The 19,722-nt window shown below is 63.3% G+C and carries 22 protein-coding genes and 3 tRNA genes; 14 read left to right on the top strand and 11 right to left on the bottom strand.

Features of this window, described 5'->3' with window-relative positions; translation table 11 throughout:
- Positions 1-5 precede the first annotated feature (5 nt).
- Positions 6-1,139 carry an outer membrane protein assembly factor BamC gene (gene bamC, locus ROZ00_04570; GenBank protein ID MDT3735480.1) on the top strand — a complete coding sequence of 378 codons (1,134 nt, stop codon included), beginning with the start codon at positions 6-8 and terminating at the stop codon, positions 1,137-1,139.
- A complete protein-coding gene (locus ROZ00_04575; protein ID MDT3735481.1) occupies positions 1,139-1,903 on the top strand; it encodes an MBL fold metallo-hydrolase in 765 nt (254 codons plus the stop codon). Before bamC ends, ROZ00_04575 begins: the two co-directional genes overlap by 1 nt.
- Before the next feature lie 53 nt (positions 1,904-1,956).
- On the opposite strand, the gene ROZ00_04580 is transcribed toward ROZ00_04575, so the two are convergent.
- Together ROZ00_04580 and ROZ00_04585 are read right to left on the bottom strand one after the other, a co-directional pair.
- Positions 1,957-2,208 carry a hypothetical protein gene (locus ROZ00_04580; protein ID MDT3735482.1) on the bottom strand — a complete coding sequence of 84 codons (252 nt, stop codon included), beginning with the start codon at positions 2,206-2,208 and terminating at the stop codon, positions 1,957-1,959.
- A gap of 149 nt (positions 2,209-2,357) precedes the next feature.
- Positions 2,358-2,843 (bottom strand): hypothetical protein, encoded by a 486-nt coding sequence (locus ROZ00_04585; protein MDT3735483.1) that lies wholly within the window; start codon positions 2,841-2,843, stop codon positions 2,358-2,360.
- A gap of 109 nt (positions 2,844-2,952) precedes the next feature.
- Here ROZ00_04585 and rlmD point away from each other — a divergent pair, with 109 nt between their 5' ends.
- Positions 2,953-4,251, top strand: a complete 1,299-nt coding sequence (gene rlmD / locus ROZ00_04590; protein MDT3735484.1) for a 23S rRNA (uracil(1939)-C(5))-methyltransferase RlmD — start codon at positions 2,953-2,955, stop codon at positions 4,249-4,251.
- A gap of 42 nt (positions 4,252-4,293) precedes the next feature.
- On the opposite strand, the gene ROZ00_04595 is transcribed toward rlmD, so the two are convergent.
- Positions 4,294-4,986: a Bax inhibitor-1/YccA family protein gene (locus ROZ00_04595; protein ID MDT3735485.1), complete on the bottom strand. Its 693-nt coding sequence runs from the start codon at positions 4,984-4,986 to the stop codon at positions 4,294-4,296.
- Positions 4,987-5,101: 115 nt separating this feature from the next.
- On the opposite strand from ROZ00_04595, the gene ROZ00_04600 reads away from it, so the two are divergent.
- A tRNA-Ser gene (locus tag ROZ00_04600) sits at positions 5,102-5,191 on the top strand.
- Here ROZ00_04600 and queD read toward each other — a convergent pair.
- Positions 5,192-5,650: a 6-carboxytetrahydropterin synthase QueD gene (gene queD, locus ROZ00_04605; GenBank protein ID MDT3735486.1), complete on the bottom strand. Its 459-nt coding sequence runs from the start codon at positions 5,648-5,650 to the stop codon at positions 5,192-5,194.
- A 92-nt stretch (positions 5,651-5,742) separates the two neighbouring features.
- Here queD and ROZ00_04610 point away from each other — a divergent pair, with 92 nt between their 5' ends.
- Positions 5,743-6,570, top strand: coding sequence for a radical SAM protein (locus ROZ00_04610; protein MDT3735487.1), 828 nt, complete (start codon positions 5,743-5,745; stop codon positions 6,568-6,570).
- An 8-nt stretch (positions 6,571-6,578) separates the two neighbouring features.
- Here the strand turns inward: ROZ00_04610 and ROZ00_04615 are convergent, their stop codons facing one another.
- Positions 6,579-6,872: a transcriptional regulator gene (locus ROZ00_04615; GenBank protein ID MDT3735488.1), complete on the bottom strand. Its 294-nt coding sequence runs from the start codon at positions 6,870-6,872 to the stop codon at positions 6,579-6,581.
- Between the two features lie 244 nt (positions 6,873-7,116).
- Between ROZ00_04615 and ROZ00_04620 the strand changes: the two genes are divergently transcribed.
- The 4 genes from ROZ00_04620 (at position 7,117) to ROZ00_04635 (ending at position 9,270) form a co-directional block, all read left to right on the top strand.
- A complete protein-coding gene (locus ROZ00_04620; protein MDT3735489.1) occupies positions 7,117-8,355 on the top strand; it encodes an aspartate kinase in 1,239 nt (412 codons plus the stop codon).
- Between the two features lie 76 nt (positions 8,356-8,431).
- Positions 8,432-8,525, top strand: a tRNA-Ser gene (locus ROZ00_04625).
- A 23-nt stretch (positions 8,526-8,548) separates the two neighbouring features.
- A tRNA-Arg gene (locus ROZ00_04630) sits at positions 8,549-8,625 on the top strand.
- Positions 8,626-8,724: 99 nt separating this feature from the next.
- Positions 8,725-9,270 (top strand): YSC84-related protein, encoded by a 546-nt coding sequence (locus ROZ00_04635; protein ID MDT3735490.1) that lies wholly within the window; start codon positions 8,725-8,727, stop codon positions 9,268-9,270.
- Between the two features lie 4 nt (positions 9,271-9,274).
- Here ROZ00_04635 and ROZ00_04640 read toward each other — a convergent pair whose 3' ends face one another.
- Positions 9,275-10,261, bottom strand: coding sequence for a serine/threonine protein kinase (locus tag ROZ00_04640; protein MDT3735491.1), 987 nt, complete (start codon positions 10,259-10,261; stop codon positions 9,275-9,277).
- Positions 10,262-10,325: 64 nt separating this feature from the next.
- Between ROZ00_04640 and ROZ00_04645 the strand changes: the two genes are divergently transcribed.
- Positions 10,326-10,853 (top strand): GNAT family N-acetyltransferase, encoded by a 528-nt coding sequence (locus ROZ00_04645; protein ID MDT3735492.1) that lies wholly within the window; start codon positions 10,326-10,328, stop codon positions 10,851-10,853.
- Here ROZ00_04645 and nfi read toward each other — a convergent pair.
- Genes nfi through ROZ00_04665 form a run of 4 tightly spaced genes read right to left on the bottom strand, consistent with a single transcriptional unit; the run spans position 10,840 to position 13,463 of the window.
- Positions 10,840-11,523, bottom strand: a complete 684-nt coding sequence (gene nfi, locus ROZ00_04650) for a deoxyribonuclease V (GenBank protein ID MDT3735493.1) — start codon at positions 11,521-11,523, stop codon at positions 10,840-10,842. The genes ROZ00_04645 and nfi overlap by 14 nt on opposite strands.
- Entirely contained in the window at positions 11,520-12,689 is a 1,170-nt protein-coding gene (locus ROZ00_04655) for an alkaline phosphatase family protein (GenBank protein ID MDT3735494.1), read from the bottom strand. Before ROZ00_04655 ends, nfi begins: the two co-directional genes overlap by 4 nt.
- A 1-nt stretch (position 12,690) precedes the next feature.
- Entirely contained in the window at positions 12,691-13,161 is a 471-nt protein-coding gene (locus ROZ00_04660; protein ID MDT3735495.1) for a YbhB/YbcL family Raf kinase inhibitor-like protein, read from the bottom strand.
- Between the two features lie 20 nt (positions 13,162-13,181).
- Complete coding sequence (locus tag ROZ00_04665; protein MDT3735496.1) at positions 13,182-13,463, bottom strand: hypothetical protein; 282 nt, start codon at positions 13,461-13,463, stop codon at positions 13,182-13,184.
- Positions 13,464-13,662: 199 nt separating this feature from the next.
- Here ROZ00_04665 and ROZ00_04670 point away from each other — a divergent pair, with 199 nt between their 5' ends.
- The 4 genes from ROZ00_04670 to raiA all read left to right on the top strand — a co-directional run bounded on the left by ROZ00_04670 (position 13,663) and on the right by raiA (position 18,456).
- Positions 13,663-16,089, top strand: coding sequence for an ATP-binding protein (locus ROZ00_04670; protein MDT3735497.1), 2,427 nt, complete (start codon positions 13,663-13,665; stop codon positions 16,087-16,089).
- Between the two features lie 5 nt (positions 16,090-16,094).
- Complete coding sequence (locus tag ROZ00_04675; GenBank protein MDT3735498.1) at positions 16,095-16,688, top strand: nicotinamidase; 594 nt, start codon at positions 16,095-16,097, stop codon at positions 16,686-16,688.
- Between the two features lies 1 nt (position 16,689).
- Positions 16,690-18,021 (top strand): nicotinate phosphoribosyltransferase, encoded by a 1,332-nt coding sequence (locus ROZ00_04680; GenBank protein MDT3735499.1) that lies wholly within the window; start codon positions 16,690-16,692, stop codon positions 18,019-18,021.
- A 75-nt stretch (positions 18,022-18,096) separates the two neighbouring features.
- Positions 18,097-18,456 (top strand): ribosome-associated translation inhibitor RaiA, encoded by a 360-nt coding sequence (raiA, locus tag ROZ00_04685; GenBank protein ID MDT3735500.1) that lies wholly within the window; start codon positions 18,097-18,099, stop codon positions 18,454-18,456.
- 39 nt (positions 18,457-18,495) lie between these two features.
- On the opposite strand, the gene phaZ is transcribed toward raiA, so the two are convergent.
- Positions 18,496-19,713, bottom strand: coding sequence for a polyhydroxyalkanoate depolymerase (gene phaZ, locus ROZ00_04690; GenBank protein MDT3735501.1), 1,218 nt, complete (start codon positions 19,711-19,713; stop codon positions 18,496-18,498).
- Positions 19,714-19,722 lie beyond the last annotated feature (9 nt).

A 19,722-nucleotide genomic window follows, 5' to 3' on the forward strand; every position in this document is an offset into this window, starting at 1 on the left:
GGGGCATGATCCGCAAGTGGTTCAGGCAGTTCTTCCTGTTTACTGTTTCCGTAGTGCTGGCCGGATGCTCCAGCACGATGATCGAATCGAAGAAAATCGATTACAAGTCGGCCGGCAAGTTGCCGCCGCTGGAAATCCCCCCCGACCTCACTTCGCCCAACCGCGACGAGCGTTATACCGTTCCGGACATTTCGCCGCGCGGATCCGCCACCTTCTCCGCCTACAGTTCGGAGCGAACCGGCACGAGAGATGCCGCTGCGCAGGAGGTGCTGCCGCAGATTGAGAAAATGCGCGTCGAGCGCTCCGGCAGCCAGCGCTGGCTGGTAGTGGCGGGCACGCCTGACAAGATCTGGCCGACGCTCAAGGAGTTTTGGCAGGAGTTGGGCTTTATCGTCAACCTAGAACTGCCGGATGCCGGAATCATGGAAACCGACTGGGCCGAGAATCGGGCCAAGCTGCCGCAGGACATGATCCGCGCTACCCTCGGCAGATTCCTTGACCAGATCTATTCGACGCCGGAGCGCGACAAATTCCGCACCCGCCTGGAAAAGGGGGCGGAGGAGGGCACCACCGAAATCTATATCAGCCACCGCGGCATGTATGAGGTCTATGCGAACGAGGGCCAGGACCGTACCGTGTGGCAGCCCCGTCCGGCCGACCCTGAACTTGAGGCCGAGATGCTGAGACGGCTGATGGTCCGCCTCGGCACGGAGGAAAGCCGTTCCAAGACCATGATGGCCGGCGAATCGAAGAAGGAGGAGCGCGCCAAATTGTTGCGGGCCACGGGCGGTGCCGGTTCGCTTCAGCTATTGGAGGCATTCGATAGATCCTGGCGTCGCGTTGGATTGGCGCTGGATCGCGTCGGTTTCACCGTCGAGGACCGGGATCGCGCCAAAGGCCTTTACTACGTCCGTTACGTCGACACGGAAGCCGGCGATGCCAAGAAAACGGATGGCGGATTCCTCAGCAAGCTCAAGTTCTGGGATAGCGGCAAGCCGGCGGCCAACCAGCAGTTCCGCATCCTGGTCCAGGGGGACGGCGGCGCGAGCACGGTGCAGATATTGACGCGCGAAGGCGGCGTGGATAACTCCGAAACCGCGAAAAAGATTCTAGGCCTGCTCTACGACCAGTTGAAGTAATGCGTTTCGCTTCGCTGGGCAGTGGCAGTCGCGGCAATGCCCTGCTCGTCGAAGCAGGCACCACCCGCCTTCTGCTTGATTGCGGGTTTGGTCCGCGCGAAATGCTTTCCAAGCTGGCCCGGCTTGGCCTTGATTCGGAAGGCCTGTCGGGCATTCTCGTCACCCACGAACACAGCGACCACATCGCCGGTGCCTTCAAGCTGGCAGCCCGTCATCGGCTGACGATGTGGATGACGCACGGCACCTTTGCTGCCGCGCCGAAAGGTCGGGGCGAACTGCCGAAAGTGGAACTGATCGACAGTCATCAGGCCTTTCAGGTCTGCGATCTGGAAATACACCCCTTTCCCGTGCCACATGATGCGCGCGAGCCCGTCCAATACGTTTTTTCGGATGGCAAGCACCGTCTTGGAGTGGTGACCGACCTGGGCAGTTCAACTCCTCACGTGGAGCGGATGCTGACGGACTGCGACGCGTTGGTACTGGAGTGCAACCATGATGAAAATATGTTGCGGCACGGGGGCTATCCGCCTCATTTGATTCGCCGCATTGCGGGACGCTTCGGCCATCTCGACAATGCCGCGTCGGCAGCGCTGCTTGCAGCGTTGGATACCCGAAAGTTACGACATATCATTGCGGCCCATTTGAGCCAGCAGAACAATACGCCGGCTTTGGCGAGGAAAGCGCTGGCAGAGGCGCTGGGCTGCTCAGAATCGTGGGTGGGCATCGCCGATCAGGACGCCGGATTCGGCTGGCGCGATCTGTAGGACGAATGAAAAAAGCCGGCCCGCAGGCCGGCTTTTTTTGAATCAAAGCCTGGTTACTTCTTCGGCTCTTCTTCTTTCTTGGCTTCCATGCCAGCGGGCTGCGCCGGGGCAGCAGCCGGAGCGCCGGCCATGCCGCCCATGCCAGACATGCCTTCCATGCCAGCGGGCTGGGCCGGAGCGGCAGCAGGAGCAGCAGCCGGAGCAGGAGCAGCAGCGGGGGCGGCAGCCGGCTTGGCTTCTTCTTTCTTGCCGCAGGCAGACAGGGCCACGGCGACGAGTGCAGCAACGAGGAGAGAGTGTTTCATTTGATTTCCTTAACGATAGAGTGAATGTTTTGCTTATATCACAGCCGAAATTTAGGATTTGGCCTGAACGAGTTCAAGCCGAACGAAATTTTAGCAAATTCACATAAAAATACTATCTCTGCCCATAGGAGAATGGCCTGCCCAGAATGCTACAAACCCAGGGGGGTTGCCGAAGCGCCCGGCATCGATTCAACCCAGAGTTCCTCGAAGCGCTGATGCCAGTCATGGATTTCAGCCGGCTGTTCCAGAAGCACCTTGCCGCGGAAATGGTCGGCGTGAAAACGGATCACCCCGCTGGCCTCGTCGGCCAGCACGAAGGAATCGGCTATGTTGCGCAGCGGCTCGGGTGTCTGGCGGATCGAGAAGCAATGGCCATAGCGCTTGAGCAGGCCCAGCATGCGCGGCGAGTACCGGACCAGGTGATCGAGGTCATGCAGGACGATGCGCAGGCTTCGGTCGCGCCCACCTGACAGAAAGGCGGCAATCGTGTCCGCCCTGGTACGGGTGTCGAGCTCAAGGGCCTTGGAATCGGGATCGAATATGCAGAGTTCCCTTTTTGCAGATGACAAAACCGTGTCAATTGCCTGCTGATATGCGACGCGGGTATCGAAAGTGACCTGTTGGCTGTCCGGCATGGGGTGCTTGGGCTGAATTGTTCGACGCCATCCTATGGCAAGGACGGGATCGTTGCAAATCCCCCAGCCATGCATACAATTGCGCCTCCCGTTCCTTGTCCTGCCGGAAATGCCTGTAACCAACATCGAATCGCTCGACCATGAAGGCAGAGGGGTGGCCCGCCATGAGGGCAAGACCATCTTTGTCGAAGGCGCCTTGCCCCAGGAGCGGGTAGTCTTTTCAAGCTATCGCAGAAAGCCGAACTACGAGCTCGCCACGGCCGGACAGATACTCAGGTCAAGTGCCCTGCGGACCGAACCGCGCTGCAGGCACTTCGGCATTTGCGGTGGCTGCAGCATGCAGCATCTTGAGGCATCGGGGCAGGCTGCGGCCAAACAACGCGTTCTGGAAGATGCCTTCTGGCATATCGCGCGCACACGCCCGGAAGTTGTCTATCCGGCCATTTATGGCCCGGTCTGGGGCTATCGCTCCCGTGCGCGCCTGTCGGTTCGCCTGGTGCCGAAGAAGGGGGGGGTGCTGGTGGGCTTCCATGAGAAGCGCAGCAGCTATATCGCCGACATGGACAGCTGCGAGGTGCTGCCGCCCCGGATTTCCGCATTGCTGGTCCCGCTGAGACAGCTGGTCGGCGCACTGTCCATAGCCGACCGCTTGCCGCAGATCGAAGTGGCGGTGGGCGATGCGGTTACGGTGCTGGTCATGCGTATCCTGCAGGCGTTGGCGCCGGCGGATGAGGCCTTGTTGCGCACCTTTGCCGACGAGCACGGCATTCAGTTCTGGCTGCAGCCGGGCGGGCCGGATTCGGCCTTTCCCTTTCATCCGTTCGCTGCGCCGCTCCTCAGCTATGCCCTGCCGGATTTTGGTTTGGAACTGCAATTCAGGCCGAATGAGTTCACACAGGTCAATTACGGCATCAACCGCATGCTGCTGAGGCGCGCCATGCATCTCCTGCAGCCGCGTCCGGGCGAGCGGATAGGCGACCTGTTCTGCGGCTTGGGCAATTTCACCCTGCCGATTGCGCGTAGTGGAGCCTTCGCCTTCGGCGTGGAAGGCAGTCAGGCTCTGGTGAGCCGGGCGAGAGAGAACGCCGCGCTGAACGATTTGTCCGGTTCCACTGAATTTGCCGTCGGAAACCTCTTCGAGGCGACGCCGGCAATGCTCTCCGAATGGGGGACGCTGGACAAATGGCTGGTCGACCCGCCGCGCGAGGGCGCCATTGAGCTGGTCAAGGCAATCGGGGGGGGAGGCCCCTGCCGCATCGTTTACGTATCCTGCAATCCCGCCACCCTGGCGCGGGATGCGGCCGTGCTGGTGCATGAGAAGGGCTACCGGCTATGCGGTGCCGGCATCGCCAACATGTTTCCACATACGTCCCACGTCGAGTCCATCGCCTTGTTCGAGAGGCAATGAAAAAGGCGGCCGTGGCCGCCTTTTCCGCCTTGAGGCAATGCCTCAGTCGCGTTCGCCGGCGAAGGCCAGCAGCAGGTTGAGCAGGTGCACGAACAGGTTGTAAATGTCCAGGTAGATCGACAGGGTGGCGACGATGTAGTTGTCCTCGCCTCCCGTGACGATGCGGCTGACGTCATAGAGGATGTAGGCCGAGAAGATCAGCACGGCCACGGCCGAGACGGTCAGCGACAGCGCCGGCATCTGCAGGAAAATGTTCGCCAGCATCGCCACCAGCAGCAGGATCACGCCGATGAAAAGGAACTTGCCCATGAAGCTGAAATCCTTCTTCGTCACGGTGGCGATGCCTGCCAGGGTGAGGAAAATGATGCTGGTGCCGGCCGCCGCGGTGGCGATCAGGGCACCGCCATTGCGGAAGCCCAGGCTGACCTGCAGGATCGGGCCGAGCATGACGCCCATCAGAAAGGTGAAACCCAGCAACAGCAGGATACCCAGGCCGCTGTTCTTGGTCTTTTCGATGCCCCACATGAAGCCCCAGGCAACCGCCAGGAACAACAGGAAGGAGATGACCGGGCTGCCGGCCATGAAGGCGAAGTTGAGCTGAACGCCGAACAACGCACCGATGGCTGTCGGCACCAGGGAAAGTGCAAGCAGCAGGTAGGTATTGCGCAGGACGCGATTCTGCTGGAGCGCGATCCCTTGGGTCGCTTGTCCAACAGTCTGTATGTTGGGTTGCATCGAATCCCTCCAATGAGCGGAACTTGTGAACATAAGACTAGCGAAGACGGGTTAAAGTTTCAATCGTCTCCGGCAAGGACGTTGGGGGTGCCGTGATAAAATTTCAACCCTCATGGGAAGGTTGGCAGAGCGGTTTAATGCACCGGTCTTGAAAACCGGCGTGCTCGCAAGGGCACCGTGAGTTCGAATCTCACACCTTCCGCCATCAGTCCTGCCCGGCTTCCCCCCGCAGGGCATCCGCCCAGCAGTTGGGAGTCTCGTAGAGCCGCACTTGTTCCAGGCGCAAGTGATTGCCGTAAGTGTCGAGGTATACCCGGTCGAGAAGGCGGAATGCCTCGGCGGCCAGATTCTCGGCCGTGGGCACCACCTCCAGCACCACGGTCTTGTGCCCCGGCAGGCTTTCGAGGAAACTCATCAGGGCAGAGTCACCACGCCAGACGAGAAAAGCGTGGTCCCAGGCATCGACCAGGTTTTGTCTGGCCAGGGTCTTGATGTCGGAAAAATCCATCACCATGCCATTCAAGGGCGATCCCGCCTGGCGGATAATGTCGCCCAGCAGCGTAATTTCGATGGCGTAGCGATGGCCGTGCAGGTGGCGGCACTGGCTCTGATGGTCGGGTATGCGGTGGCCGGAATCGAATTCGAGGCGGCGGGTGATGCGCATGATGCCTCAGGGAAATAGTCGGGAGCAGGTGCGAATTATAACACCCGTCCATGGGACAACCGGAGATGAGCGGAGAGTCAAGGCAACTCGAAGTGGCAGATCACAGCAGGGATAGCGCCGGGCTGACCTATGTCTATCCTGTTGTTTCGCGCCGTGCGGGCGGCGTGTCGGTCGGCATCAACCTGAACCCCAACAACGCCTGCAATTGGCGTTGCATCTACTGCCAGGTGCCCGATCTCAGGCGCGGCTCGGCGCCGCCGATCGAACTGGCGCAACTGGAGCGTGAACTGCGCGGCTTCATCGACGTCTTGCTGCATGGTGATTTCATGGGCTTGCGTGTTCCCGAGGGGATGCGGCAAATCGTCGATATCGCCTTCTCAGGCAATGGTGAACCGACCTCGGCGAAGGAGTTTCCCCTCGCGATCGAATTGGCCGGCAGGGTGCGACGGGAGGCGGGGCTCGAGGGTACCGTGGCACTTCGTCTCATCACTAACGGCAGCCTGGTGGGCCGCAGCCGGGTACAGGACGGCTTGCGCCGACTGGGGGAATTGGGCGGGGAGGCTTGGTTCAAGGTCGATGCGGGAACCGCTGAAGGCTATAGCCGCATCAATAATGTGGAATTATCGCCGGCATCGGTAGCGCGCAACCTTCACCTTTGCGCGATGCTGTGTGCGACCTGGGTGCAAACCTGCGCATTCGCCATCGACGGCGAGGGGCCGACGGAGGAAGAAGTGTCGGCATATCTCGATGTGCTCAAGCTGGCCGGCATCGAGAAGCTGGCTGGGGTGCACCTCTACGGGCTGGCGCGTCCATCGACACAACCGGAAGCGAGCCGGCTATCGCGTCTGCCGGAAGAAAAACTGGAGGCGATTGCCGGCCGCTTGCGTGCGATGGGGCTGAGCGTTCGCACCAGCCCCTGAGGGATTACTCAACTGCCCTTTCTGGGCTTGGCCTTGGCGGCCTTTTTGAGGGATCTGAACAGTTCCGGATCACTGGTTTTCAGGTATTCCACCACTTCCCAATCGTCGCGCTTGATCTTGCTGATGTCGATCTGTTCGACATGCACCAGCCTGAGCAGTTGCTGCACCGGGCGGGGCATGTTACGACCGCTTTCGTAACGGGAACCGCCGCTTTGGGTGACGCCGACCTTGGACCAGAACTGTTGCTGGTTGAGCCCCAGCTTGCGCCGGATTTCGCGTGCGTCGATAGTTTCGGTTTTCATATTAATGCCGTCCTTAAGAACTTAATTTCAAGAAATATTAAATATTTGCCGAGCCAAGCATGCTATTACCTTAGTTATAGCGATCCAAGTATAGGCAATATTCTATCTACATACAAGCTTGGCATATCCGCCATTTCAGAATGGGTTTTTCAATCTCGTCCTGATAATCGGACGGTGCTACGCCTGGGCGCCAAAATCGGGTAAAATCCGCCGTTTTTCAACGCACTAGAAGAAACAGCAGCTCATGGCACTCATAGTTCAGAAGTACGGTGGCACCTCGGTCGGCTCACCCGAACGGATCAAGAATGTCGCCCGACGCGTCGCCAGCTGGCAGGCGAGGGGGCATCAGGTTGTGGTGGTGGTTTCAGCCATGAGCGGCGAGACCAATCGTTTGATCACCCTGGCGAAGGAGGTCCAGTCGAATCCGGATTCCCGCGAACTGGACGTCATTGCCTCTACCGGCGAGCAGGTGACGATCGGCCTGCTGTCGATGGCGCTGATGAATATCGGCGTCAAGGCGCGGAGTTATACCGGCGGCCAGGTGCGGATCCTCACCGACAGCGCCTTCACCAAGGCGCGCATCGTCAGCATCGACGAAGGCAACATCAAGCGCGACCTGGACAATGGTTTCGTGGTGGTCGTGGCGGGTTTTCAGGGCGTGGATGAAAACGGCAGCATCACCACGCTGGGACGCGGTGGATCGGACACCTCGGCAGTGGCCATCGCCGCTGCGCTGAAGGCGGACGAGTGCCAGATCTACACCGATGTGGATGGCGTTTACACGACTGATCCGCGCATCGTGCCCGAGGCGCGCCGTCTGGAGACCGTCACCTTCGAGGAGATGCTGGAGATGGCCAGCCTGGGCTCCAAGGTGCTGCAGATTCGCTCGGTCGAATTCGCCGGCAAGTACAAGGTCAAGCTGCGCGTGCTCTCCAGCCTGGAAGAACTGGGTCAGGAAGGCCCGGGCACGCTCATCACTTTCGAGGAAGACAACATGATGGAACAACCGACCATTTCCGGCATTGCCTTCAACCGGGACGAAGCCAAGCTTACCGTTCTCGGCGTCCCGGACCGCCCCGGCATCGCCTACCAGATTCTCGGCCCGGTGGCCGAATCCAACATCGACGTCGACATGATCATCCAGAACGTCGGCCACGACGGCTCGACCGACTTCTCGTTCACGGTGCCGCGCGGCGAGTTTGCCAAGGCGACGGCCATTCTCGAACAGGTCAAGGGCCATATCGGTGCGCGGCAGATCACCGGCGACAACAAGATCGCCAAGGTGTCCGTCGTCGGCGTCGGCATGCGCTCCCATGTCGGCATCGCCAGCAAGATGTTCCGCACTCTGGCCGAGGAGGGCATCAACATCCAGATGATTTCCACGTCGGAGATCAAGATCTCGGTGGTGATCGACGAGAAGTACCTGGAACTGGCCGTGCGCGTGCTGCACAAGGCGTTCGACCTCGATCAGGTGCCGGCCTAACGGTTTGACCGGGCAGGGCGAAAGCGGTAATATCGCCAGCCTTTTTGGTGCCGGTGCAGTCGTTGCGCGGGTTCCTGGAGAGATGGCCGAGTGGTCGAAGGCGCTCCCCTGCTAAGGGAGTATGCGGGCTTAAACCTGCATCGAGGGTTCGAATCCCTCTCTCTCCGCCACAGTTTGATATAATTCGCTTTACGCGCCCGTAGCTCAGCTGGATAGAGTACTTGGCTACGAACCAAGGGGTCAGGAGTTCGAATCTCTTCGGGCGCGCCAATTCCCAAGGGCCTGCTTCTGCAGGCCCTTTTTTCTTGCCTGCTTAGGCGCCCAAGTTGCGATACGATGTGCCTTGGGCAGCCATTTGAGGAGGGGATCATGGCATCGAATCGGATTCGACTGGTTTTGGGCTGGGCGCTTGCGCTCCTGTTTGCGACGAACGCCTGGGCGGCGTCCCGAGAGGAAATCGATGCCGAGGTGAGGCAGGCGGTGAAGGAGTTCTACAAGCACACCAGTGCCGGCAAGGAGCTGTCGCAGAAGGCGGCAGGCATGCTGGTGTTTCCCAGCGTGGTGAAGGCCGGCATCGGTGTCGGCGGCGAGTACGGTGAGGGATCGCTGCTCATCGGCGGCAAGCCGGTGGCCTATTACAACATCGCGGCGGCCTCTATCGGTTTCCAGCTGGGCGCCCAGGCGCGCAGCCAGATCATCCTGTTCATGACGGAGAATGCCTTGTCGAAATTCCGCAACAGCGAAGGCTGGAAGGCGGGCGTCGACGGCAGCGTGGCGCTCGCCACGCTGGGTGCGGGCGGAGCGATCGACACGGAGACGGCGAAGAAGCCGATCATCGGCTTTATCTTCTCGAACAAGGGGCTGATGTACAACCTGACCTTCGAGGGGTCGAAGATCACCAAGATCGACCGCTAGACGATCATGCCGACAGCGGCGGCTCGTCCATCAACGCAACCTGCTCGCGCAGCTCCAGAATTCGGTCCTGCCAGTAGCGCTGGGTATTGAACCAGGGGAAGGCCGCCGGAAAGGCCGGGTCGTCCCGACGGCGGGCCAGCCACGCCGAGTAGTGGAGCAGGCGCAGCGTGCGCAGGGCCTCTACCAGATGCAACTCACGCGTGTCGAACGCGCAGAAATCCTCGTAGCCGGCTAGCACATCGCCCAACTGCCGCGTCATCTCCGCGCGTTCCCCCGATAGCAGCATCCACAGGTCCTGCACGGCCGGCCCCATGCGGCAGTCGTCGAAATCGACGAAGTGCGGGCCATCGTCCGTCCATAGCACGTTGCCGGCGTGGCAGTCTCCGTGCAGGCGCAGGGAGGCGACCGGGCCGGCGCGCTCGTAGCAGCGGCGCACGCCGTCCAGCGCCTGCTCGGCCACGCTTTGCCAGGCTGCCAGCAGGTCCTCCGGCAGGAATCGGTTTGCAAGCAGGTATGCGAGGGAATCCTCGCCGAAGCTCGCGATGTCCAGCGTGGGACGTTCGCGGAATGGCGTTACCGCGCCGATGGCATGGATGCGCCCCAGGAAGCGCCCCATCCACTGCAGGGTATCCGGCCTGTCCAGGTCCGGGGCGCGGCCGCCACGGCGAGGAAACACCGCGAAGCGGAATCCTCCGGCAGCATGCAGGGTTTTCCCGTCGGCCAGGACCAGGGGCGCCACGACGGGGATCTCCCGCTCCTGCAGTTCGGTCGCGAAGGCGTGTTCCTCGAGTATGGCCGCATCGCTCCAGCGGGCCGGCCGATAGAATTTCGCCACTACCGGCTTCGCGTCGGCAATGCCGATCTGATAGACGCGGTTTTCGTAGCTGTTGAGGGCCAGCAGGGAGCCATCGCACTGCAGGCCGACGCTCTCGAGAGCGTTCAGGACGACATCGGGGGTGAGGGCGGAATAGGGATGCTGGCCGGAGTCCATGCCGACATTGTACGTTCTCCCCGACGCGCTATCATTGGCGCCACCAAGAAGAAAACCAACGAAGATGGCCGACTATCCTCAGCATCTGGTTCACCCGCACCGCCTGTTCGACGGCAGCGAAGTCGTCATCCGGCCCATTCGTCCGGAAGATGCCGCGATCGAGCAGGCGTTCGTGCGCGGATTGTCCGACGATTCCCGTTACAACCGTTTCATGGGCCAGTTGCGCGAATTGGCGCCGCGCAAGCTGCAATACATGACGACGATCGACTATGACCAGCACATGGCGTTGATCGCCACGGTTCAACGTGAGGGCCGCGAGGTGGAGATCGGCGTGGCCCGCTATGTCGTCACGCCCGGCAGCGAAAGCTGCGAATTCGCCATTGCAGTCGACGATGCGTGGCAGGGTACCGGCGTGGCCGGCATCCTGATGCTTGAGCTGATGGCCGTGGCGAGAGGCAGGGGCTTGAAGACGATGGTCGGATTCGTGCTTGCCAGCAACCACAAGATGCTGAAATTCTGCCACCAGCTCGGCTTCGAATGCCATCGCGAGCTGGGCGAGGGCGACACCATCAGCGTCGTCAAGGCTCTCTAGGATTTTTCCGCTTCTCGGACGCCAGCCGGTGCGCCCAGCGTGTCGTCTCGGGGAGACGGTAGCGGGTCAGGCAGGCCATGACCCAGGCGATCGCCGATTCGAGGCCGATGCGGTGGCCGGGCGAGATGTACAGCGGCTTGATGCCTTGCCGGGTGCGCAGCACCGCGCCGATGGTCTCGTTTCCGTCCCGGAGCGGTACCCAGGCGCCGCGTATGTCCGGCACCTCATCGTGCTTCCCGACCAGGCGTGTCTTCGCTACGCCTATGGAAGGTACGTCAAGCAGCAGGCCAAGGTGGCTGGCGATGCCCAGCCGACGCGGATGCGCGATGCCTTGTCCGTCGCAGAGCAGGAGGTCCGGCAGGGCATCGAGTTGTTCCATGGCAGCCAGGACGGCCGGCACTTCACGGAAGGAGAGCAGCCCCGGCACATAGGGGAAACAAGTCGGCTTGCGCGCGATAACCGAGGTTACCAGCTGCAGCGACGGGAAGGCGAGCACCGCGACGGCGGCGCGCGTGGTGGCGCCGTTGTCCTCGAAGCCGACATCCACGCCGGCGATTTGGCGGACCGGGCCGAACTCGTCGCGCAGGACGATTTCCGTGGCGAGGCGCGCCTGCAGCGCCATCGCCTCCTTGGGCGCTAGGTCCCAGGCGTGGCGTTGGCGGATCCTCATCGGGCACAATGCGCGGCCATCAGCGGCACGTACATCTCGTCGGCACTGACGCCGGCGTGCACGCCGAGCTGGCGATAGCGTTTTTCGCCTTCCACCCAGTCCAGCAGGGTCCAGTTCTCGCGCATCACCAGTACGTAGTCGCCGATGCGTGAGGCCAGCCGGGGATCCGCCGCTCCGGGGCCGTACCACCCCTGCTCGATCAGTTCGTGGCCGGTGAAAAGATCCATGCGCCCGGCGAAGACCTCGCGCACATAGCCCTCGAAGCGGGACGCCTGCTCCGGCCTGACGTAGCAATAGGCGACGCGGCGTTCGCCGCACAGCGGCCGGGCCAGCGTCGCCGCGAGATCAGGGTGCTGCGCCAGGTCGATTTGGCGCTCGGGCGGGGAATCGATGAAGCCGTGGTCGGCACATGCCAGCACGACGGTGTCGCTGCCGGCGATGGCGGCGAGGAAGGTGCCGAAGGCCTCGTCCAGCGCGGCGAACTGGGCGGCGACCTGCGGGCTGTCGGCGCCATAAATGTGCGACAGCGAGTCGAGTTCCGGGTAGTAGGCGTAGAGGTAGGTGGGTTCGGCCGACTCCCGGATGGCTGCGGTCATCTGCCCGAACAGCTCGGCCAAGGTCTGGTAGCCGCGCACCTCGGCGCGGCCGCTGTGGTAAAGATTGAAGGCCGAGCCGGCGATGGCTTGCGGGGAGACGAATATGCTGCGCCGCGCGATGCGATCGACAAACGGCGCATGGCCGAAAAGGCGTTGCGGCAGGGTGCCGGGCGGCGCATCGAATTCGCCCGGGCCGCGCGGCCTGAGCGGCAGCACTGCGGCGATGGCGTCCAGTTCCGAAAAATACATGTGCCAGCCGGTCAGGGCGTGCTGCTGCGGCGCCAGGCCGGTCAGGTAGGTGGTGACCGCGCTGGCGGTAGTGGACGGAAAGACCGAGGTCAGCCTGGCCCGCAGGTGATTGTGCAGATGACCGCCTGTGCCGTGGCGCTGCAGGTAGTGATAGCCGAGGCCGTCGACCACGAGCAGCACGATGTGTCGCGCCGTATCGCCGCGACTGACTATTGCGTCGCGCAGCGGCGCATGGGGCAGGGGAGGCTGTGCGCCGCAGGCGTCGCCGAGCGAACGCATCAGGTTGACGATGCTGCCGCCCTCGTAGTCTGGACGGATCACCTTACTGGCGCTTCTGGTATGTGCCGATCAGTTCTGTCTGCGCCAGGATGTGGCCCTGCATGGCCTGCTCGATCCGTGCCTTCTCGGGCCGGCCGAGGTCGGGCAGCATCGTGTCGAGCGCATACAGTTTGTGGAAATAGCGATGCCGACCGATCGGCGGGCAGGGGCCGCCGTAGCCGGTACGCTTCCAGTCGTTGAGGCCTTCGCGCGTGCCCGCAGGCAAGGCAGCGGCGCCTTCAGGCAAACCGCTGCAGTCCGGCGGCAGATTGTAGAGCACCCAATGCACCCAGGTCATGCGTGGTGCGGCAGGGTCGGGGGCATCTGGATCGTCGACGATCAGGACGAGGCTTTTCGTTCCGGCAGGCGTACCGATCCAGGCAAGCGGCGGCGAGCGGTCGTCGCCTTCGCAGGTGTACTCAACGGGGATGTGGCGGCCGGGGGAAAACGCGGAGGAAGTCAGCGTCAGGGGCATGTTCTGCAGGGCGCGTTACCTCAGTGGTCCTCGAGATGCGGCCCGCCTTCCTCGGCCGGCGCACCCGTATCGGGATCGATCCAGTCGGAGATGCCGAGTTCGTCTTCGGCTTCGGCCAGGGTCTCACCCGGTTCGAAGTCGGATTCGTCGCTGTACTCCATATCCTCCGCCGCCTCGATCAGCGTCGGGAAGGGACCATATTCCTCGCCGCTGTCCTTGTCCTGCCAATAGAAACCGTCCGGTCTTTCGATGATGCGGGCACGGTCATAGCCTGAAGGTGTGGCGGGTATATTTTTCGGCATGGCGATCTCCTTCTCGCTGTGGTTATCTTGAACCTTTTTTTTGCTAAAAGCTATGGCGATTCGTCAGGCGGTTCGTTGACCGGAGTCAAACGACACGCCTTGAATGCTATAACGGCCCAAATACGGGAACTTGAATCCTTGTGCGCTGCCTGACCGGGCGCTATAGTTGTTTCGAAAATTCGAATATAGAAAAGCCTGCATGCCACCGATCCCATCCCTCGATGCGCAGTCGCTCCTGCGCCGTTGCGACCCCGCTCTGCTGGACTTCGGCACCACCGCCGAACTGACCGATTCGGCCGACATCGTCGGCCAGTCGCGCGCGCTCGATGCCGTCAGCTTCGGCATCGACATCAAGCAGCCCGGCTTCAATCTTTTCGTCCTGGGCGAACCGGGCAGCGGCCGCCACGCCGCCGTGCGGCGCCTGCTGGAAGCGAAGGCGGCGGGCGAGCCGGCGCCGAGCGACTGGTGCTACGTCAACAACTTTTCCGACCCGAACAGGCCGCGCCTGCTGCGCGTGCCGCCCGGTCGCGGCGATCAGTTCAAGCACGACATGCAGCAGTTCGTCGCCGAGCTGGCCAAGGCCATCGGCGCCGCCTTCGAGAGCGAGGAATACCGCGTCCGCATCGAGGCCATCCAGGAGGAGTTCAAGCAGCGCGAGGAAAACGCCCTGCGCGAACTGGGCCAGGAATCCGGCGAGAAGGGTGTCGCACTGCTGCGCACACCGCACGGCTTCGTCTTTGCCCCCATCAAGGGCGAGGAGACGATGGGGCCGGATGAATTCGAAAAGCTGTCCGACGAAGAGAAGTCCCGCATCGGCAAGCTGATCGAGGAGTACGGCGAGCGGCTGCACAAGCTGATGCACCAGTTCCCGCAGTGGCGGCGCGAGATGCAAACGCGCATCAAGGATGCCAGCCGCGAGACCATGGGCCTGGCCGTCGGCCATCTCATCGAGGAATTGAAGGAGCGCTATTCCGACCTGCTCAACGTACTCGAATTCCTCGACGAGGTGATGCGCGACGTCATCGAAAGCGGCGAGGAGCTGCGCGAGCAGCCCAAGGCCGACGGCGACATGAGCGGCGTCATCGTCAGCGGCAGCATTTCACTGGCCCGCTACCAGGTGAATCTGCTGGTCGATAATGGCGCCCTCAAGGCGGCACCGGTGGTCTTCGAGGACAACCCGATCTACCCGAACCTGGTCGGACGCGTCGACAGCGTCGCCCACATGGGCACGCTGGTGACCAACTTCTCCATGATCAAGGCGGGGGCGCTGCAGCGCGCCAATGGAGGCTACCTGGTGCTGGATGCCGCCAAGGTGCTGACCCAGCCCTACGCCTGGGAGGGCCTGAAGCGGGCGCTGCGCTCGGCCCAGCTGCGCATCGAATCGCTCGGCCAGGTCTTCGGCTTTGCCAGCACGCTGCCGCTGGAACCGGAGGCCATGCCGCTCAACGTCAAGGTGGTGCTGGTCGGCGAGCGCATCCTGTATTACCTGCTGAAGGAATACGATCCGGAATTCGAGGAGCTGTTCAAGGTCGGTGCGGACTTCGAGAGCGAAGTTGCGCGCAACGAGCCGAATACCCGCAGCTACGGCCGTTTCCTCGGCATGCTCGCACGCCACTACGGCCTGCGTCCCTTCGACCGCCAGGCGGTGGCGCGCATGATCGAGCACAGCGCGCGGCTGGCCGGCGACTCCGAGAAGCTTTCTGCCAGCACGCGCCGCCTCTCCGACCTGATGCAGGAAGCCAACCACCTCGCCGGCACGGTCGGACGGCAGGTCGTCGGGCGCGAGGATGTCGAGGCGGCCCTGGCGGCGCAGCGCCACCGCGCCGGCCGCCTGCACGAATCCATGCAGGAGCAGATCCTGCGCGACAACCTCCTGATAGCCGTTTCCGGCGGCCATGTCGGGCAGGTAAATGGCCTGGCGGTGATCGATCTCGGCGACTTCATGTTCGCCCATCCGGTGCGCATCACCGCCACGGCGCGCATCGGCGAGGGCGATGTCATCGACATCGAGCGCGAGTCCGAGCTGGGCGGGGCGATCCACTCCAAGGGCGTGATGATCCTCTCCGCCTTCCTCGCCGCGCGCTATGCGCGCAGCCTGCCGCTGTCGCTCTCGGCGAGCCTGGTATTCGAGCAGTCCTACGGCCCGGTGGAGGGCGACAGCGCCTCACTGGCGGAACTCTGCGCGTTGCTCTCGGCCCTTTCCTCCGTGCCGATCCGCCAGTCGCTGGCCATCACCGGCTCGGTGAACCAGTACGGCCGGGTGCAGCCGATCGGCGGGGTCAATGAAAAAATCGAGGGCTTCTTCGACATCTGCAAGGCGCGCGGCCTGACCGGCGAGCAGGGCGTCATCATCCCGCAATCGAACGTCAAGCATCTCATGCTGCGCGAGGATGTTGTCGCCGCCTGCACCGAGGGCAAGTTCCGCGTCTACGCCGTCGAGGACGCCGACCAGGCTGTCGAGCTGCTGACCGGCGTGCCGGCCGGCGAGCCGGACGCGCAGGGCCTGGTGCCGGAGGGTTCGATCAACTACCTGGTGGCGACGCAGCTTGCCGAGCTGACGGCGCTGCGGCAGGCTTATGCCGCCGCCGGCAAGAAGCGCGGCGCCGCCAAGAAGGCCAAGGAGTAGGCCGCATGGCGGCTGAAGCGATCCGGCCACGGACGGGCGATGCGCTGATCCTCGTCGACGTCCAGCTCGACTTCCTTCCCGGCGGCAGCCTCGCCGTGCCGCGCGGCGACGAGGTCGTGCCGGCGCTCAATCGCTACATCGCCGTGTTCCGGGGACTGACTTTTCCGGTCGTGGCGACGCGCGACTGGCACCCGCCGGATCACTGCTCCTTTCGAGCCCAGGGCGGCCCCTGGCCGCCGCATTGCGTGGCCGGTTCCGACGGCGCGCGCTTCGCTCCCTTGCTCGACCTGCCCTGCGAGGCGCGCATCGTGTCGAAGGCGACGGCGCCGGACAAGGATGCCTACTCCGGCTTCGAAGGCACCGACCTCGACGACTGGCTGAAGCACGCCGGCGTTTCGCGCGTCTTCGTCGGCGGGTTGGCCACCGACTACTGCGTGCTGAACACCGTGCGCGATGCACTGCGACTGGGCTATGCGGTCTTCCTGCTGCTGGATGCCGTGCGCGCGGTGGACGTGCAAGCGGGCGATGGCGGTCACGCCATCGACGAAATGCGCCGCTTCGGAGCGGTTCCAATCGATTACGGCAGGCTGACTGCATGAAATGAGCGCGCTGCTCACCGATCTCTACCAGCTCACCATGCTGCAGGTCTATCACGACCGCGGCATGGACCAGACGGCAGTATTCGAGTTCTTCGTGCGCAAGATGCCGGAGCACCGCAATTTCCTGGTCGCAGCCGGGCTGGAACAGGTGCTCGGCTATCTGGAGACGCTTCGCTTCACGGGCGAGGAACTTGAGTGGCTCGCCGGCAGCGGGCGCTTCAGCAGAGACTTCGTGGACTCGCTGGCCGACCTGCGCTTCGACGGCGACGTTGCCGCCATGCCCGAGGGCACGCCTTTTTTTCCGGACGAGCCGATCCTGCGCATCGTTGCGCCGCTGCCGCAGGCACAGCTGGTCGAGACGCGCATCATCAACCTGCTGCAGTTCGAGGTGATGGTGGCCTCGAAGGCGGCCCGGGTACGCCTGGCCGCGCCGGACAGGCTGCTGGTCGATTTCGGCCTGCGCCGCGCCCACGGCGCCGAGGCGGGGCTGCTCTCGGCGCGCGCCAGTTACCTGGCCGGTTTCGACGGCACCTCCAACGTCCAGGCCGGCATGCTGTGGGGCATTCCGCTTTTCGGCACCATGGCGCATTCCTTCATCCAGGCGCACGACAGCGAGATGCAGGCCTTCGAGGATTTCGCCCGCTCCCACCCCAAGGCGAACACGCTGCTCATCGATACCTACGACACGGAAGGCGCTGCGCGCCGGCTGGTGCCGCTGGCCAGGCGGCTGGCAGGCGAGGGCATCGACGTCGGCGCCGTGCGCATCGACAGCGGCGACCTGTCGGCGCACGCGCGCAGCGTGCGGCGAATTCTCGACGAAGGCGGGCTGCCGGCGGTGAAGATCTTCGCCAGCGGCAACCTCGACGAGTACCGCGTGCGGGACCTGGTGGCCGGCGGCGCGCCCATCGACGGCTTCGGCGTCGGCACGCGCATGAACACCTCGGCCGATGCGCCCTATCTCGATTGCGCCTACAAGCTGCAGGAATACGCCGGGTTGCCGCGGCGCAAGCGCTCCGAAGGCAAGGCCACCTGGCCGGGCCGCAAGCAGGTGATCCGCAACTACGACGAGGCAGGTCGCATGACAGGCGACCTGCTGACCACGACGGATGCCGCCCCCGCCGCATGCGGTCTGCTGAATGAAGTCATGCGCAGCGGTCGCCGCCTGGGGACGCAGCCCTCCCTGCAGGACGCGCGCCGCCATGCGCAGGCGGAACTGGAGCGGCTGCCGGCCGCACTGCGGGCACTGTCTGCCGCGCCTGACTATGCCGTGGGGGTGGACCAACCTCTGCGCGCCCTGGCACGGGAAGTCGATGCGCGGACAGCCGTAGATTGATTTAGCTCAAAGCCGTGCCGCTCCCGCGGGTTATCCTGAAATCGGCTATCAACCCACTCACAGTCAGGTGTCGTCATGCAAAGACCCGTCCAGATCACCTTCAAGGACATTCCCCATTCCGATGCGGTGGAAACCCATATCCGCGAGAAGGTCGCCAAGCTGGAGACCTTCTATCCGAACATCATCGGCTGTCACGTCACGGTGGAACTGCCGCACAAGCACCACCATCAGGGCAAGCTGCACAACGTGCGCATCGACATCAAGGTGCCGGGCAGCGAGATCGTGGTGAACCGGGACAAGCACGAGGATATCTATGTCGCCTTGCGCGACGCCTTCGATGCCGCCAAGCGGCAGGTGGAGGAATTTGGCCGGCGTCAGCGTGGGGACGTCAAGCACCACGCCAACAACAGGCCGCAGGTGGCTGAGGAGGATTGAAGCAGGGAATTGCTGCCGCGCCGCCTTCCGGCGGCGCGTTCAGCCGCTTTTCCGGATGAAGTCGCGCACGCGCGGGCAGATCGTCTCGCGCCAGCGCCGGCCGCTGAAGATGCCGTAGTGGCCGACCCCCGGCACGAGAAAGTGTTCCTTCCTTTCGGCCGGGATGTTGCGGCACAGTTCATGCGCCGCTTCGGTCTGGCCGGGGCCTGAAATGTCGTCCAGCTCGCCCTCGATGGTGAACAGCGCCGTCTCGCGGATGGCCCAGGGCTTGACGCGCTGCCCGGACACCGTCATCTCGCCCTGCGGCAGCTGGTGCTTCATGAACACCATCTCCAGGGTTTCCAGGTAGTACTCTGCCGGCAGGTCCATCACCGCGTTGTACTCGTCGTAGAACTTGCGGTGCGCCTCGGCCGATTCGCCGTCGCCTTCCACCAGGTGGTTGTAGAAGTCGATGTGCGCCTGCAGGTGGCGGTCCGGGTTCATGGCGACAAAGCCGGAATGCTGCAGGAAGCCGGGGTAGACCCGCCGCATGTAGCCCGGGTACTTGAGCGGCACGCGGGTGATGACGTGGGTGTCGAACCAGCGCAGGCTGCGCGTCTTGGCGTAGCGGTTCACCTCCGTCGGCGCGCGGCGCGTGTCGATCGGGCCGCCCATCAGCGTCATGCTGCGCGGCTGGGCGGGGTCGTCTGCAGCTGCCATCAGCGAGACGGCGGCCAGCACCGGCACGGTCGGCTGGCAAACGGAAACGACGTGCACGTCCGGCGCGAGCAGGCGGAGGAAATCCTGCACGTAGGCGACATAGTCGGCAAAGTGGAAGTAGCCTTCGGCGAGCGGCACCTGGCGGGCGTCGATCCAGTCGGTGATATAGACGTCGTGGTCGGGCAGCAGCGCACGCACGGTGTCTCGCAGCAGGGTGGCGTAATGGCCTGAAAGCGGCGCCACCACCAACACTTTCGGGTGCTCGAAGGTTGCCTCCCGGCGGAAGCGCAGCAGGTTGCAGAAGGGCTTCGACTCCACCACCTCTTCGCGCACCGCCACGGTTTTCCCGCCGATGACGGTATGGTCGAGCCCGAATTCCGGCTTTTCATAGCGCCTGACGACTCGGGCAAGCAGTTCGGAGCCGGCGGCGACGCGGCTGCTGTGCGGCAGGTAGGCGAGCGGGCTGAAAGGGTTGGTGAAGAGTTGCTGGCTGGTTTCCGCCCAGAAACGCAGGGGCGCGTTGGCGGCGTGTTGCAGTTCGTGAAGCGCGTAGATCATCTAATAATG

This window comes from Denitratisoma sp. (genome assembly GCA_032027165.1).
In the GTDB taxonomy this organism is placed as follows: domain Bacteria; phylum Pseudomonadota; class Gammaproteobacteria; order Burkholderiales; family Rhodocyclaceae; genus Desulfobacillus.